Source organism: Paenarthrobacter sp. GQ52 (genome assembly GCF_059759005.1).
This window is the reverse complement of record NZ_JCAXEJ010000001.1, coordinates 165,117-180,230: the sequence shown is the minus strand read 5'-3', so window position 1 is coordinate 180,230 and position 15,114 is coordinate 165,117. Positions and strand designations below refer to the sequence as shown.

Sequence of the window (15,114 nt, the reverse complement as noted above, 5' to 3'; positions counted from 1 at the left end):
CTGCACGAAAGGACACCGTGACCACCCTGACGAGGCCTCCGGCCGACCCGGCCGATCAGCCCAAAAATTCCTTCAAGCTCAAATCCTGGCTGCTGGAAGGAATGCCGGACACCTCAGGGAAACGGCAGGGACCTCACGGCCGGCCTGCGGACTCGCATAAGCCGCAAGCCTGGTGGAAGGTCATGTGCCTCACCGGACTCGACTACTTCTCCACGCTCGGCTACCAGCCGGCCATCGCCGCCCTTGCCGCCGGATTGCTCTCCCCGCTGGCCACGCTACTTCTGGTCCTGGCAACCCTGGCCGGCGCGCTCCCCGTCTACCGGCGCGTGGCCAAGGAAAGCCCGCGCGGCGAAGGGTCCATCGCCATGCTTGAACGCCTGCTTCCACGATGGGGAGGCAAGCTCTTCGTCCTTGCCCTCCTTGGCTTCGCCGCAACCGACTTCATGATCACCATCACGCTCTCCGCCGCCGACGCCACAGCCCACCTCATCGAGAACCCCTTCGCGCCGCACTTCCTCGAAGGCCAACAAGTGGTCATCACGCTGGCTTTGATCGCCGGCCTGGGTGTCGTCTTCCTGCGCGGATTCAAGGAAGCCATCAACGTGGCAGTAGTGCTGGTGGCGGCGTTCCTTGCACTCAACCTCGTGGTGATTGCCGTCTCCATGACCCACCTCCTCACGGAATCACGCGTCATAACCGACTGGTGGACCGCACTCACCACCTCCCACGGCGACCCCATCATGATGATCGCCCTGGCACTGCTGGTGTTCCCGCGCCTGGCACTGGGACTCTCCGGATTCGAAACCGGTGTTGCCGTCATGCCCCAGATCAAGGGCCACGCCACAGACACCGAAGCCAACCCGGCAGGCCGGATCAAGGGCGCCCACAAGCTCCTCACCACCGCCGCCATCATCATGAGCTCGTTCCTCATCACCTCCAGCTTCACCACCGTCATGCTGATCCCCGCCGCAGAATTCCAGGACGGCGGCAAGGCCGAGGGCCGCGCGCTGGCCTACCTCGCTCACAAGTTCCTTGGGGACGGCTTCGGAACTGTCTATGACGTCAGCACCATTGCCATTCTGTGGTTCGCCGGCGCGTCAGCCATGGCCGGGCTCTTGAACCTTGTCCCCCGCTATCTGCCCCGCTACGGCATGGCACCTGCGTGGGCCCGGGCTCTCCGTCCACTGGTTCTGGTGTTCACGGTCATCGCCTTCATCGTCACCATCATTTTCCAGGCGGACGTCAACGCCCAGGGTGGCGCGTACGCCACGGGCGTGCTGGTCCTGATTACCTCGGCTTCAATAGCCGTGACCCTGTCCGCGCGGCGAAAGAAGCAGCGGGCGCAGGTCATTGGATTTGGACTGATCTCGCTCGTTTTCGTCTACACCACCGTGGTCAACTCGATCGAGCGCCCCGACGGCCTGAAGATTGCCGCCCTCTTCATCCTGGGCATCATGGTTGTCAGTTTTACCTCCCGCATGCGGCGCGCCTTCGAACTCCGGGCCACGCACATCAAGATGGACGAGAAAGCCCTCGAATTCACGGCCAACGCTTCCGAAGGCCCTGTCCGCATCATTGCCCACGAGCCCAAGCACCTCAGTGCAAGCCGTTATAGGGAGAAGCTTCAGCACGCCCAGCAGGCAAGCCACCTGCCCGTTGACTGCGACGCCGTCTTCATCGAGGTCATTGTGGACGACAGCTCGGACTTCGAGCAGGAACTCCAAGTTGTGGGCAAGCTCCGGCACGGGTTCAAAATCCTGGAAGTGCACAGCAACAACGTGCCCAACACAGTGGCCGCAGTACTCCTCCACATCCGGGACGTCACCGGATTCATGCCGCACATCTACTTCCGCTGGACCGAGGGCAACCCGATTTCCAACCTCAGCAAGTTCCTCTTCTTTGGCGAAGGAGAGATTGCGCCGGTAACCCGCGAAGTGCTGAGGGAAGCCGAGCCGGACATCACCCGCCGGCCGTGGGTGCACGTGGGCTAACCGCCCGGATCCGCGCGCCGATACTACAGATAATGCCCATGTTTGCTGCAAACATGGGCATTATCTGTCACCTCGCGAGGGGTGGGCCTAGCGGCTCGCGGCCGGCACCAGCACCCACAACACCTCCACGGTCTCGTCCGTGGGGTTAATCCAGGTGTGGGGTTCGCGGCCCGGGAAGGAGAGCGTGTCCCCCTCTTCGAGGTCGTACTCCTCATTGGTCAGGATGAGCTTGATCCGGCCCTTGACCACATGCAGGACGTCCACGTCGCAGTCCACGGCATAGAGCTCGTTTTCACCGCGGCCACGAGGCTCGATGGTTGCCTGCAGGATCTGGAGCCGACGCTCGGAGCGGGCGGTCAACAAACGCTCCACGATGCCCTGGCCACCCAGGGAGATGCGGGGGCCGTCGTCGCGCTTGGTCAGGTGTGTCTCCGGAGCTGCGAACAGGTCCCCCACGGATACGGACAGCACTTGGCAAAGAGTGACCAGCGAGGCGACCGACGGCGATGTCAGGTCCCGCTCCACACGGCTGAGGAAGCCTTTGGTCAGGCCGGTAGCATCCGCCACTTGCTCGATGGTGAGCCGCTGCGCTTGCCGGGCTGCGCGGATTCTGGAACCGATGGCAACGGGAACATTGCTCGGTTCAACGGGTAGAGCCTTCATTCACGAACCTTTCAGGCCTGTCATGTGGCCCTGTCATTGGAGCAATAGTAGCCGGGAGACAGGACAAGAGCGCCAGAATACGCGAAAGCATGACCAAAGGATCTTGACTGTTACTCCCATCACAACATATCCTCATAGGCAACAAGTGTTGTCTGTGAGGCACACAACACATCCCCCAATCTCCAATCGTCAGCACAGAGACTTCGACGCTTCGCAGGAGTATCGTCGAAAACCCCAACCTCCGTGCATCAGCTCCAAGGACCGTTCATGGAATCTTCGGCTATAAACATCGCAATCGTGGTGGTGTACCTGCTCGCCATGCTGGCATTCGGCTGGTGGGGCAAGTCCCGCACCAAGAACAACAGCGACTTCCTGGTGGCCGGCCGCCGCCTGGGACCCTTCCTTTACACCGGCACCATGGCCGCAGTGGTCCTCGGTGGCGCATCCACCGTGGGCGGCGTCGGCCTCGGTTACAAGTTCGGTATCTCCGGCATGTGGCTGGTTGTGGCCATCGGTTCAGGCGTGCTACTGCTCAGCCTGCTCTTCGCCGGAACCATCCAAAAGCTCAAGATCTACACGGTCTCGCAGATGCTGACCCTCCGCTATGGCAGCACGGCAACCCAGACCTCGGGCATCGTCATGTTGGCCTACACGCTGATGCTGTGTGCCACGTCCACCGGTGCCTACGCCACCATCTTCGTGGTCCTCTTCGGCTGGGAGCGTTGGCTCGCGATCGCCATCGGCGGCGCGATCGTGCTGGTCTACTCCACCATTGGCGGCATGTGGTCCATCACCTTGGCCGACCAGGTCCAGTTCGTCATCAAGACCGTGGGAATCTTCTTCCTCATGCTCCCCTTCGCCCTGAACGCCGCGGGTGGCCTCGACGGCATCCGAGCCCGCGTCGATGAGAGCTTCTTCGACATCGGCGGCATCGGCCTCCAGACGATCATCACCTATTTCGTCGTGTACACCCTTGGCCTCCTCATCGGTCAGGACATCTGGCAGCGCGTGTTCACCGCCAAGAACCCCACAGTTGCCCGCTGGGGCGGCGCTACCGCCGGCGTCTACTGCATCCTCTACGGCTTCGCGGGTGCCCTGATCGGCATGGCTGCCAGCGTCGCCCTCTCCGGCATCGAAATCGCCGCCAAGGACGACGTCTACGCAGAGGTCGCTACCCGACTCCTGCCCATTGGCATCGGCGGCTTGGTTCTTGCTGCAGCTGTGGCCGCAATGATGTCCACGGCGTCAGGCGCACTGATTGCTGCTGCAACCGTTGCCCGCGCAGACGTAATGCCTTTCGTTGCCAGCTGGTTTGGCAAGAAGGTGGACACCTCCGACTCCGATAACCCTGAGCACGACGTCAAGGCCAACCGTTACTGGGTACTCGGCCTGGGGATCGTTGCAATCATCATCGCCATCTCCACCAAGGATGTGGTGGCCGCACTAACCATTGCCTACGACATCCTGGTTGGCGGCCTCCTCGTGGCCATCATTGGCGGCTTGGTGTGGAAGCGTGGAACGGGCATCGCCGCAGCATGGTCCATGGCGGCCGGTTCGGTGGTAACCCTCGGAACCATGATCGTCCTTGAGATCAACGCCGAAGTTCCCCTCGATGGCATCTACGCCAACGAGCCCATCTACTTCGGTTTGATCGCCTCGGCTTTGGTGTACATAGTGGTCTCACTTGCCAGCAAGCCCACGGATCCGGCAGTCATGAAGGCCTGGACGGATCGCGTTGCCGGTACCCGCGTGGCCGAGGAAGAGCTCACTACCCCCGCTTCCTAGGCGGGCACAAAGAACCAGGCAAGGTTCGGGAAACAAGTAAAGTTCGACGGCGGCGCCTCCCCTTTTCGGGGCGGCGCCGCCGTTGCGCTATGCCCGGGAAGCATGCGTTGGAAGGCCCGCTCTACACGCCAAAACCACCCCAAAGCGCGCAAAGCAGGCCCCACAAGACACCCCCACCCCTTGGAAGGCCCGATCTACACCCCAAAACCACCCCAAAGAGCGCAAACCAGGCCCCACAACACAAGCAGGCCCCACAACACACCCCACCCCTTGGAAGGCCCGCTCTACACGCCAAAACCACCCCAAAGCGCGCAAAGCAGGCCCCACAACACAACCGGGCCCCACAACACACCCCCACCCGTTGCAAGGCCCGCTCTACACGCCAAAACCACCCCAAAGCGCGCAAAGCAGGCCCCACAAGACACCCCCACCCCACAACGGGTGGCCGAACACCAATGCGGTAGGGTGGTCCCAGCTTCAAGAGATGTGGTGCCAAGCTCCGACTGGCCACACACCAACCCCATGTTCACGGGTGGTTCGGATGAGGAAGCGGCCCGTCCCGGACCAGAGACAACCGAGCGGGCAAGAGCACTCCCCCAAGGAGCAGTCCCTTGCCGTACCAAGGCGATACCACCCCGGTAAACACAACAGCACCCAGTACCCCGGCCGGAACGGCCACCCCCACGGTCGCGGTGATCCCCGCCGTCGACCTCTTCCTGGGCACGGTGACCATCACTGCCAAGGCTGGAACCGAGCAGTTCAGACATGCCCAACCGCAGCTCATCGCGCAGGCGTTGGCCCAGGCCGTCCGGCCGACGCACTGGTGTGAGTCGTCCACGACACTAACGGTGACTGTTGCGGCCGTCGGAAAACGGGCGGGCGTCCAACGTCACTTCACACTAGGGCACTAGGGCTCTAGGGCACAGGGACCAGGCCTAAGCTTCCTCGTCTTCTTCGCGGAACTCTTCGGTTTCATCTATGGGGACAACGCGTTCGTCGTCCTCGGGGGCGTCCACTTCCCCTACCCAGGGTTCGTCCACTTCCTGGTCTTCGGCGTAGTCGTAGGCCGGGTCGGACTCAATGGTTGTCCGTTCCGGGTAGTTGGCGTGTGATTCGGTGGTGTTCATGGTGCAACCTCCGTCTCGTGGGCCTGTTCTGGTGGGCGGTTCAGCCCGTTGACCCGAATGCAGGAATCCAGTGGCGGAAGGGCCCCGCCCCTGTCCTTCCATCTGAGCACCGGCACCGTCGAGGGTCAAGGAAATTACGGTGCACCGAACATTCCAGTTAAGGAATACCAGCCAAAAATCCGCGCGGATAAGCGGTAGTGTGGGGCGTGCAATGGGGCCGCAACTACCCCAACCAGCACAGGAGACAAAGTGCAGATGCACCAGGAATCCCACAGTTCGTCGAGCTCCGCTCCGGACCCCACCCCCGAATCAGCAACCGCCGAAAACGCCAGCACGCAACCCGCGCCGCCCTCGCACGCGGACATTCGCCGGTGGCGGCAGTACCTCGCCGATGAGCGTGCCGAGGCCGCCGTCTACCGCGAACTGGCCCAGCGACGTCACGGCGAAGAACGCCAAATCCTGCTCGCCCTGGCCGAAGCCGAAGGCAGGCACGAAGCCCACTGGCTCAAGCTCCTTGGCGAGCATGCCGGTATGCCCAAGGCAGCTTCCACCCGCAGCCAGTTCCTGGGCTTCCTGGCCCGCAACTTCGGTTCAGTGTTCGTCCTCGCTCTGGCACAGCGCGCCGAAGGCCGTTCCCCGTACGGCACCGAACCTGCCGCGACGCCTGCCATGGTGGCCGATGAACAAATCCACGAAGAAGTAGTCCGCGGCTTGGCCACACGCGGACGCAACCGGCTCTCCGGAACCTTCCGCGCGGCCGTTTTCGGCGCCAACGACGGCCTGGTCAGCAACCTTTCCCTGGTCATGGGCATGGCCGCAACCGGCGTGCCCAGCCCCGTGGTGCTCATGAGTGGCGTCGCGGGTCTCCTCGCCGGGGCCCTCTCCATGGGTGCGGGCGAATACGTCTCGGTCCGCTCGCAGCGGGAGCTCCTTAACGCAACCCTGCCCACGCAGGCCACTCTGACCGCGGCACCGTCCTTGGACATCGAGCACAACGAGTTGGTCCTGGTGTACTTGGCCCGTGGCATGACGCGTGAAGCCGCGGAGCATCGTGCTGCCGAGCGCATGGGATTGTTCAGCTGCGACTGCGATCCCAGCCTTTCCTTGCAGCCGGAGAAGCCACCCACTGACGATCATGAATCCGTCGGTTCGGCGTGGGGTGCAGCGATGTCCAGCTTCTGCTTCTTCGCTTCGGGCGCCATTGTGCCCATCCTGCCGTTCATTTTCGGCATGACGGGCATCGCCGCCTTGCTGGTTGCCGGCGTTCTGGTGGGTATCGCGCTCCTGGCTACCGGCGCCGTCGTCGGCTTGTTGTCCGGAACCTCGCCGCTGAGCCGCGGACTCCGGCAGCTTGCCATCGGCCTGGGTGCGGCGGCGGCCACGTATGGTCTGGGCTTGGCGTTCGGAGCAGCGATCGTCTAAGTTTGGACGGCTCGGTCCGGAGACCGTAATGTTGGTTCGTCCTCCGCGCTGCCCCGCGTGACCAGGGCATCAGGAATGGAGAACCGTGGACCCGGAGCGGGAAGCAACGCGCGTGCCGAAGCACCGACGCACTGGAACAGCCTTGCGTGTTCTCCGCGGCGTCCTCATGGCCGTCATTGCCGCCGTCGTCGCCGTTCTGGTCAGTGGATTCCTGCAGGGCGACCCTCGCATCACCGCGCTGTTCCCGGGCGTGAGCGTGCCGGGAACCACAGAGGACCAGCCGGGTGGAGCCGAACCGGCGCGCCCCCTCGACGCGCCGCCGCCCGGACTTGAGGAGGCGGACGCCCCACTGGCCTCGCCTTCAGCGCCCGGCACCACCAACGATTCGTACAAGTTCCTGGCCACGAACGACGACGGCACCCCGGTAGGTTACTCGCCTTGCCGTCCGCTCCATTACGTTGTCAACGATGCGTCCGCACCCATTGGCTCAGACGCCCTCCTGACCGCCGCCTTGGCAAATATTTCTGCGGCGTCCGGCATCCAGTTCATCAACGATGGCACCACTGACGAGTTGCCGGTGGACCGACGCGAGCCCTACCAGCCGTCCAAATACGGCGACCGGTGGGCTCCCCTGCTGATTTCCTGGACCACACCGGTGGAAGCCCCTGCGCTGGCAGACAACGTCATCGGCACGGGAGGCAGCACCATGTACTCCCTCAACAAGGGACCCAAAAGCTACATCACCGGGAGCCTGGAGCTGGACACCCCACAGGTAACGGAACTACTCGCGAGTCCCGGCGGGGCCGACTACGTCCTGGCAGTCATGCAACACGAACTGGGCCATGTCATGGGCCTTGACCACGTGGATGACCCGATCCAACTCATGTACCCGGAAATCGGCGCCCCCGACGGCCTCGCGGCGGGCGACCTGAATGGCCTTCATCTTCTCGCCTCGGCACCCTGCCGCAAGGACATCTGACTCTTTCACGCTTCAAGCATTCCCGGCATGGACTCCCGGTGGAGTGGGACTTATGCTGACGAATACGGCCGACGGCGGCGCCCCACTTCCCGTCGCAGCCGCCACGTCAGGGGGTTCCATGGAACCTTATGGGTCGCCCAAGTGGCCGGACCCCGATCCCCCTCGTCCGAATTACCTTCCGCGTGCCCCACGCTCACCGGAGCCTCCACCGGTCAGGCCGCCGATCAAGCACAGCAGCATCGCGGCCATCCTGTTCCTCTTCAGCGTGCTCGGCTTGGTGTGCGCGGGAGCCTACTTCAGCGGCGAACTCCAGCAGCTCCTTTACGGATCGTCCGCCACGCAGAGCCAGGCGCCCCGCCCCGGGCTGGCACCTTTCGGCCAGCGCCAGGAGCCGGTTCCGGGGCTTGAGGAAGCCGACGCACCGCTTGGAACGCCGGCACCTCTGAACCGCCCCAGTTCCTCGTACAAGTTCCTGGCCGTCAAGGAAGACGGAACTCCGCTGGCGTACTCGCCGTGCCGGCCCATCCACTATGTGATCAACTCGGACCTCGCACCGCCCTCCTGGCAGCCGCTGGTGGAAGAAGCCGTGCGCCAGGCCGGCGAAGCCACAGGTTTGAAGTTCATCTACGACGGCCCCAGTTCCGAGGTTCCTTCCCCCAACAGGTCCGGGTACCAGCCCGAAAGGTACGGAGACCGCTGGGCTCCCGTGCTCATTGCGTGGAGCACGCCGGAGCAGGTGCCACGCCTGAGCGGGCAGACCGTGGGCCTTGGCGGAAGCTCCTCCATTGGCCTCAGCAACGGCTTTAAGGCCTACGTCACGGGCACGGTGTCCCTGGATGCCCCACAATTCGCGGACATCGTGGACGCTCCCAGCGGAGAAGAGATCGGCGTAGCAGTCATCATGCATGAGCTGGGACACCTCCTCGGCTTGGATCACGTGGATGATCCCCGGCAGCTCATGTTCGACCAAGCCTCCTGGGTACGCGGTTACGCTGCGGGCGACCGGACTGGTTTGGCCCAGCTGGGCACGGGTCCCTGCAGCAAAGACTTCTGAGGGCCTACCCGGCAACCACTGCGAGCGCGTCCTCCACCGTGTCCACCAGGAAAATCCTGTCCTCCATGGGCTTTCCGGCCGCGAGGCTGCGCAACATGGGCCAGGCGGGAAAGGTCTTTTCCCAGTGTTCGGGGCCCACCAGCACCATGGGCGTGATGGTCTCGGGGGCTCCGTAGTAGTTCTCGCACGCGTCCTGGAAGATCTCCTGCACCGTCCCTGCCGCGCCCGGGAGGAACACGATCCCTCCATTGCAGAGCTCCAGCAAGATCGCTTCCCGGACGGCGTTGGCGAAGTATTTGGCGATGTGGGTGGCGAACAAATTCGGCGGCTCATGACCGTAGAACCATGTTGGGATACCGAGCGTCGGGGTGCCGGCGGGATAACGTTCGACGACGGCGGCTGCTTGCCGCGCCCAAGCCGTCACGGAGGGCCGGAACCCCGGCACAGCGGCGAGCGACTCAAGCGCAGCCGTGGAGTCGGCGTCGGGCAGTCCGCTCAAGTAGGCACCAAGGTTGGCTGCTTCCATGGCGCCGGGGCCTCCGCCCGTGGCTACCGTAAAGCCTGCTTGGGCCAGTAGCCGTCCCAGCCGCGCGGCGTCGGCGAATGCATTGGTGCCCCGTTGCGCGGCGTGTCCGCCCATGACGCCAACCATCTTTCTCCCGGAGAGCGCGCCATGGTCCAGCAGCTCGTCCAAGGCATCGCCGATTGCGTGATCGTGCAGGGCTGCGGCGAGGGTGGCGTCCAGGCTGCCCCGCTGCCCGGGCAGGATGCTCCACTGGTAGACGCGGGCATCGAGGGTGGATTCGTACTCCGTGGAGGCGATGTCCTCGTACAGTTCACTGGCCGTGTAAACGCTGCTTCGGTACGGGTTGAAGGGCACGTTGTGAAGCTGGGGGAAGATGAGGGCTCCCCGCCGGCGGAGGCTTTCTTCCACACCGTCGTCGAAAGTGCATCCCAGGAAGATCGCACCTTGGGGGTCCAGAGCCCTGAGGTCCTGCGAACGGCCCCGAAGGTCCAGAGACTGTGCGTGCCATCCGTTCATGGACCTGGCCCCTGCGCTTACCAGCTGGTGGAAGTGGACCACGCTTTCGACGTCGAGCGTTCGCGGACTCGGGTTCAAGGCTCCGGAGCGATTCATGGTTTCAGCGTAGTTGTCCGCCGGGCTCCACGGCCGGGTGTTTGGGTGTGCGGCAGCAGTCCGGTGCATCATGAAGCATGAAGAGTCCAAGAGTTGCGCGTCCGCGCATCGGCGTTCCGGTCCGTCTCAGTAGTTCGGACACCCCCGACGCCCGCGTGGGTGAAGCGAACCAGCTCTTTACGTACATCGTGGACCTGCTGCGCGAGGCAGGCGCAGTTCCGGTGCTGTTGACCCCTGTTTCCGCTGACAGCGCCGGGCGGCTGGCCACCGAGATGCAAACGCTCGACGGCGTGTTGCTGCCGGGAGGCGGCGATATCAGCCCACGCCTTTATGGGCAGGATCCTGACGAGTCGCTGTACGACGTGAACCCTGAGCAGGACCACCTGGACATGGATGTTGCCCGGGCAACAATTGACGCGGGGCTGCCGCTGTTAGGCGTCTGCCGTGGACACCAACTGTTGAACGTCCTCTACGGCGGAACCTTGATCCAGGACATGGCGCCGTCGGCGGTCAACCACAACGGCCTGGATCCGCATGATCCCGAGGCCAGCGAATGGGCCTGGCACGACGTGCTCCTGACAGCCGGTTCCAAGATTGCGGGCCTGTATGGATCTCCTGATGGAAGTACCATCAAGATCGCCTCCGGGCACCATCAGGCAGTGTCCCGGGTAGGCGAAGGCCTGCAGGTCACTGCCGTGGCGGACGATGGAACCGTGGAAGCTTTGGAAGACCCTTCGCGATGGGTTGTTTCGGTCCAATGGCATCCGGAGGCCTCCCAGCTGCCCGACGCTGAGCGGTTGTTGCCCTTCAGGAATTTTGTGGATGTTTGCCGGAACCCTACCCATGGCCCATCTGCCGGAGTACAGTAACGCTCACTGCATCGTTTTCGCACCAGTGATCATCGGGGCAGTGAATAACTCCATTCGAAATGACGTCCTGGGGGCGTCGTAAGTTTGCCGGCTGGGGGGCCCAACATCTGCTCAAGGAGCATGGTTGTGGACCGTCCAAAATACGCTCGTCGTCATACCCGCTTATCATTCATCAGCACACGTTCCTTCGTCCGGCGAATCCTTGGATTTGTGCTGGGCCTTTCTGTTGCCCTTTCTTCAATTGTCTTCGGCTTTGCCAAGCCCGCCGCGGCAGCCGTACCCCCTTGTCCCGGTACCGGCGGCTCCCAGATGATCGTCGCTCATACAGACGACGATCTGATCTTTGTCAGCCCGGACTTCATGCGCGATGTCCATGCCAAGCGTTGCGTCCAGACAATCTACATCACCGCCGGCGAAGCCGGAGAAGGACAGGCCTACTGGAGCAGCCTTGAGAATGGTATCCGTGCTACCTACGCCTCAATGGCCGGGGTTGCCAACGCATGGACAGCCTCCGACGCCGCCATTTCACAGCGTCCCATCACGGTGCACACCCTCAACGCCGCTCCCAACATCTCGGTGATCTTCCTGAGACTCCCGGATGGTTACCCAAACGGCGGGGGCACCTCCCGCTACAACGGTCAGAGCATCCTCAAACTGTGGGATGGCCGGATCTCCAGCATTCGCCCCGTAGACGGCTCTGCAACATATACCAAAGCCCAACTCCAAACTGTGCTGAACCAGTTGGTGTCCGCATACAAGCCCACCACTTTCCGGACCCAGGACTGGACAGGCAACTTCACAACGCCCTATGACCACAGTGATCACTGGGCTGCTGCGAAGTTCGGGCAACTGGCTACACGGGCCTACACCGGCCCACATACCTCGTCGGCCTACGATGCCTACGTTATTGATGAGTACGCCCAGAACGTGACCGGTGCTGATCTGACAAATAAGGTAAACGCCTTCACTCGCTTCGCCGACTTCGATAAATACCTGTGTGGCTCCCCTTGCCCTGCCCCGCCCTACAGCGATTGGCTCAAACGGCAGTACATTACAGCCATCGAGTGGACCGGCAACGCGGCGAAATCGGCGGGAACCACCGTCTCTGCGTCCTCTCAGAGAGCCTCGGGACAAAGTCCGGAGAAAGCCCGTGACGGCTACGCCTGGGGTACGCCCATGGACGCCAACCGCGAGTGGGTCACCAATGGCGGCCGTGCAGGCAGTTGGATCCAGTACAACTTCTCGCCCGCCAAGACCATCAATGCTGTGACACTTTTTGATCGACCGGTCACCAGCGATCATGTCACGGGTGGCAACCTCATCTTCTCGGATGGCAGCACCGTCCCGGTTTCCGCCCTCCCGAATAACGGGTCAGGACTGACAGTGAATTTTCCTGCCAGGACCGTCAGTTCAGTGCGCTTCAACATCAGCTCCGTCAGCGGTTCCACCACCAGTGTGGGCTTGGCCGAATTCGAAGCACATATCACCGCTGACGTGGTTGCCCCCGTGGTGACAGCCACCCCCGCGGGCGGCACCTACGACATCGGGCAAAAGGTCACACTGGCCGTGAATGAGCCTGCCACGATCTACTACACAGTGGACGGGTCTACGCCCACACTGGCCAGCAGCAAATACGCCACCCCTATCACTGTGAACGGCCCGCTGACCCTGAAGTACTTCGCGGTGGACTCTGCGAACAATCCCTCCGCCGTGGTCACCCAGACATACTCCACCGGCCCGGATGTGACTAAACCGGTGGTAACGGCGAACCCGGCGGGCGGCGCCTACGCTCCGGGCACCGCCATCACCCTCACGGTCAATGAAGCGAATTCGGTGATCAAATACACCACCGATGGTAGCGACCCGTTGACAGCCGGACAGGTGTACTCCACACCGATAGTGTTCCCCGGCACGGCTCCCATGACGCTGAAATACTCTGCCACGGATCCTGCCGGAAACGTCTCCGACGTCGTCACCCAGACGTACACGGTTCCGCCGGACACCACAGCCCCTGTGGTCACAGCCAACCCCACCGGCCGCGCCTTGGCCAGCGGGGCCACCATCACCCTCTCGGCGAATGAACCCGGAGCGGCCATCTACTACACCACCGATGGCAGCACGCCCACGGCAACGGAATCAGCCACGAATATCAAGTACGCGGCTCCGATTGTCATGGGGAGTTCCAACCTCGTCCTCAAGTACATCGGGGTGGACACGGCCGGCAACACCTCGCCAGTGGGCACCCAGACGTACACCGTGCCCGCAGCCGGACCGCCGTCGGCCCATGACTACAACGGTGACGGTAAAGCCGATGTCCTGGCCTCCGACACCGCCGGCAATTTGCATCTTTACCCTGGGGACGGCGTGGGCGGCCTTTTGCCCCGGCAAGTAGCCCTACCGGCACCCGCCTGGTCCACCGTGACTGACACCATCACCCCCGGTGACTTCAACAAGGATGGCAAACCTGACTTGCTTGCCCGTGCCGGTGACGTCCTGTGGTTCTACCCCGGTAACGGTGCAGGCAGTTTCGGGGCCCGGGTACAGGTCAGTACCGGCTGGAGCACCATGAGCCAACTGTTCTCCCCTGGAGACTTCAGCGGCGACGGCATTCCGGACTTCATTGGCCGGCTCAGCTCAGGGGAGTTGCGGCTCTACGAAGGCAACGGCACCGGTGGCCAGCGGACACCCACCACCATTGGATCCGGCTGGAATGTGATGAATGCAATCTTCAGCACAGGGGACTTTAATGGAGATGGGAAGGGAGACGTGCTGGCGCGGCGCTCGGACACTGGCGCCCTCTGGCTGTATCCCGGAAACGGAACCCGCGGATGGCTCCAGTGGAAGCAAATCTCCACGGGTTGGGACAACCGAACAGCGATAGCCGGGCCCCGGGACCTGGACGGCGATGGCAGCAACGACGTCATAGGCCGCATCGGAGACACCCTGTGGCTGTATCCGGGCACGGGCAGCGGAGCGATCAGCATCGTGCCGCCCATCAGCCTCGGCACCGGCTGGCAGGCCATGAAGATCATCGCCTAGCCAGCCCCTAGGACCTGGCGCGGGTCGGAGTTTTCCCCCAGACTCTTCGGCCCGCGTCAGCTGACTTAAAGAACGACGACGGCCCGTCACCTTCCGTGCGGAAGGCGGCGGGCCGTCGTCGTGAGCTAGCTGTAAAGGCTAGAGCGTTGCGTAAACTTCGCGCAGCAGCTTGGCGGTCTCGGACGGCGTCTTGCCGACCTTTACACCAGCGGCTTCGAGAGCTTCCTTCTTGGCCTGGGCCGTACCGGCGGAACCGGACACGATGGCGCCAGCGTGACCCATGGTCTTACCCTCAGGAGCGGTGAAGCCGGCGACGTAGCCAACAACCGGCTTGGTGACGTTGGCCTTGATGAAGTCGGCTGCGCGCTCTTCAGCGTCGCCACCGATCTCACCGATCATGACGATTGCCTTGGTTTCCGGGTCAGCTTCGAAAGCTGCCAGGGCGTCGATGTGCGTGGTGCCGATGACGGGGTCGCCACCGATACCGATCGCGGTGGAGAAGCCGAGGTCGCGGAGTTCGTACATCATCTGGTAAGTCAAGGTACCGGACTTGGACACGAGGCCGATGGGGCCCTTGCCCGTGATGTTCGCCGGGGTGATGCCAACCAGGGCTTCACCGGGGGTGATGATGCCGGGGCAGTTCGGTCCGATGATGCGGGTGATCTGCTTGCCGTCAGCGTCCACCTTGGACTGGGCGAGTGCCCAGAATTCGGCGGAGTCCTGAACCGGCACACCTTCGGTGATGACAACGACGAGGCCAATGCCGGCTTCGATGGCTTCAACCACGGCGTCCTTGGTGAATGCCGGGGGAACGAAGACGATGGAGACGTCAGCGCCGGTTTCAGCGATGGCTTCCTTGACGGTGCCGAAGACGTTGATTTCCTTGTCGCCGTGCAGGACCGTGGTGCCGGCCTTGCGGGCGTTGACGCCACCAACAATGTTGGTGCCGGCCTTGAGCATCAGGGCGGTGTGCTTGGTGCCCTCGCCGCCGGTGATGCCCTGAACGATGACCTTGGAGTCCTTGTTGAGGTAGATAGACATTGTCGC

At 63.1% G+C, this 15,114-nt stretch carries 12 protein-coding genes and 1 riboswitch; of the genes, 8 read left to right on the top strand and 4 right to left on the bottom strand.

The window, feature by feature from the left end:
• The first annotated feature begins 17 nt into the window (after nt 1–17).
• Nucleotides 18–1,991, top strand: coding sequence for an APC family permease (locus tag AC6CH8_RS00825; protein WP_498188275.1), 1,974 nt, complete (start codon nt 18–20; stop codon nt 1,989–1,991).
• An 87-nt stretch (nt 1,992–2,078) separates the two neighbouring features.
• Here AC6CH8_RS00825 and AC6CH8_RS00820 read toward each other — a convergent pair whose 3' ends face one another.
• On the bottom strand, nt 2,079–2,654 hold the full coding sequence (locus AC6CH8_RS00820; RefSeq protein ID WP_024819844.1) for a helix-turn-helix domain-containing protein: 576 nt from the start codon (nt 2,652–2,654) through the stop codon (nt 2,079–2,081).
• Between the two features lie 267 nt (nt 2,655–2,921).
• On the opposite strand from AC6CH8_RS00820, the gene AC6CH8_RS00815 reads away from it, so the two are divergent.
• Both AC6CH8_RS00815 and AC6CH8_RS00810 read left to right on the top strand, forming a co-directional pair.
• Nucleotides 2,922–4,439, top strand: a complete 1,518-nt coding sequence (locus AC6CH8_RS00815; RefSeq protein ID WP_498188273.1) for a sodium:solute symporter family protein — start codon at nt 2,922–2,924, stop codon at nt 4,437–4,439.
• Nucleotides 4,440–4,914: 475 nt separating this feature from the next.
• Nucleotides 4,915–5,034: riboswitch (SAM riboswitch) on the top strand.
• A gap of 16 nt (nt 5,035–5,050) precedes the next feature.
• Nucleotides 5,051–5,350, top strand: a complete 300-nt coding sequence (locus tag AC6CH8_RS00810; protein WP_420180331.1) for a hypothetical protein — start codon at nt 5,051–5,053, stop codon at nt 5,348–5,350.
• A 24-nt stretch (nt 5,351–5,374) separates the two neighbouring features.
• Here the strand turns inward: AC6CH8_RS00810 and AC6CH8_RS00805 are convergent, their stop codons facing one another.
• Nucleotides 5,375–5,566 carry a hypothetical protein gene (locus tag AC6CH8_RS00805; RefSeq protein WP_498188271.1) on the bottom strand — a complete coding sequence of 64 codons (192 nt, stop codon included), beginning with the start codon at nt 5,564–5,566 and terminating at the stop codon, nt 5,375–5,377.
• A 255-nt stretch (nt 5,567–5,821) separates the two neighbouring features.
• Here AC6CH8_RS00805 and AC6CH8_RS00800 point away from each other — a divergent pair, with 255 nt between their 5' ends.
• The 3 genes from AC6CH8_RS00800 to AC6CH8_RS00790 all read left to right on the top strand — a co-directional run bounded on the left by AC6CH8_RS00800 (nt 5,822) and on the right by AC6CH8_RS00790 (nt 9,021).
• On the top strand, nt 5,822–6,988 hold the full coding sequence (locus tag AC6CH8_RS00800) for a VIT1/CCC1 transporter family protein (protein ID WP_498188652.1): 1,167 nt from the start codon (nt 5,822–5,824) through the stop codon (nt 6,986–6,988).
• A 142-nt stretch (nt 6,989–7,130) separates the two neighbouring features.
• Nucleotides 7,131–7,967: a matrixin family metalloprotease gene (locus AC6CH8_RS00795; protein ID WP_498188651.1), complete on the top strand. Its 837-nt coding sequence runs from the start codon at nt 7,131–7,133 to the stop codon at nt 7,965–7,967.
• A gap of 52 nt (nt 7,968–8,019) precedes the next feature.
• The gene (locus AC6CH8_RS00790) at nt 8,020–9,021 is read left to right on the top strand and encodes a matrixin family metalloprotease (RefSeq protein ID WP_498188269.1); all 1,002 of its coding nucleotides are present in this window, start codon (nt 8,020–8,022) and stop codon (nt 9,019–9,021) included.
• Between the two features lie 4 nt (nt 9,022–9,025).
• Here AC6CH8_RS00790 and AC6CH8_RS00785 read toward each other — a convergent pair whose 3' ends face one another.
• Entirely contained in the window at nt 9,026–10,159 is a 1,134-nt protein-coding gene (locus AC6CH8_RS00785; protein ID WP_498188268.1) for an LOG family protein, read from the bottom strand.
• Between the two features lie 77 nt (nt 10,160–10,236).
• Between AC6CH8_RS00785 and AC6CH8_RS00780 the strand changes: the two genes are divergently transcribed.
• Together AC6CH8_RS00780 and AC6CH8_RS00775 are read left to right on the top strand one after the other, a co-directional pair.
• Nucleotides 10,237–11,028: a gamma-glutamyl-gamma-aminobutyrate hydrolase family protein gene (locus tag AC6CH8_RS00780; protein WP_498188266.1), complete on the top strand. Its 792-nt coding sequence runs from the start codon at nt 10,237–10,239 to the stop codon at nt 11,026–11,028.
• Between the two features lie 120 nt (nt 11,029–11,148).
• Entirely contained in the window at nt 11,149–14,067 is a 2,919-nt protein-coding gene (locus AC6CH8_RS00775) for a chitobiase/beta-hexosaminidase C-terminal domain-containing protein (protein ID WP_498188264.1), read from the top strand.
• A 138-nt stretch (nt 14,068–14,205) separates the two neighbouring features.
• On the opposite strand, the gene sucD is transcribed toward AC6CH8_RS00775, so the two are convergent.
• Nucleotides 14,206–15,108 carry a succinate--CoA ligase subunit alpha gene (sucD, locus tag AC6CH8_RS00770; protein ID WP_091465756.1) on the bottom strand — a complete coding sequence of 301 codons (903 nt, stop codon included), beginning with the start codon at nt 15,106–15,108 and terminating at the stop codon, nt 14,206–14,208.
• Between the last annotated feature and the right edge of the window lie 6 nt (nt 15,109–15,114).

Bases quoted from the DNA above. Each gene is read 5' to 3' on its own strand.
- AC6CH8_RS00775 (WP_498188264.1), top strand. From the start codon at position 11,149: ATGGTTGTGGACCGTCCAAAATACGCTCGTCGTCATACCCGCTTATCA.
- AC6CH8_RS00785 (WP_498188268.1), bottom strand. From the start codon at position 10,159: ATGAATCGCTCCGGAGCCTTGAACCCGAGTCCGCGAACGCTCGACGTC.
- AC6CH8_RS00790 (WP_498188269.1), top strand. From the start codon at position 8,020: ATGCTGACGAATACGGCCGACGGCGGCGCCCCACTTCCCGTCGCAGCC.
- AC6CH8_RS00820 (WP_024819844.1), bottom strand. From the start codon at position 2,654: ATGAAGGCTCTACCCGTTGAACCGAGCAATGTTCCCGTTGCCATCGGT.
- AC6CH8_RS00800 (WP_498188652.1), top strand. From the start codon at position 5,822: ATGCACCAGGAATCCCACAGTTCGTCGAGCTCCGCTCCGGACCCCACC.
- AC6CH8_RS00815 (WP_498188273.1), top strand. From the start codon at position 2,922: ATGGAATCTTCGGCTATAAACATCGCAATCGTGGTGGTGTACCTGCTC.
- AC6CH8_RS00780 (WP_498188266.1), top strand. From the start codon at position 10,237: ATGAAGAGTCCAAGAGTTGCGCGTCCGCGCATCGGCGTTCCGGTCCGT.
- AC6CH8_RS00805 (WP_498188271.1), bottom strand. From the start codon at position 5,566: ATGAACACCACCGAATCACACGCCAACTACCCGGAACGGACAACCATT.
- sucD (WP_091465756.1), bottom strand. From the start codon at position 15,108: ATGTCTATCTACCTCAACAAGGACTCCAAGGTCATCGTTCAGGGCATC.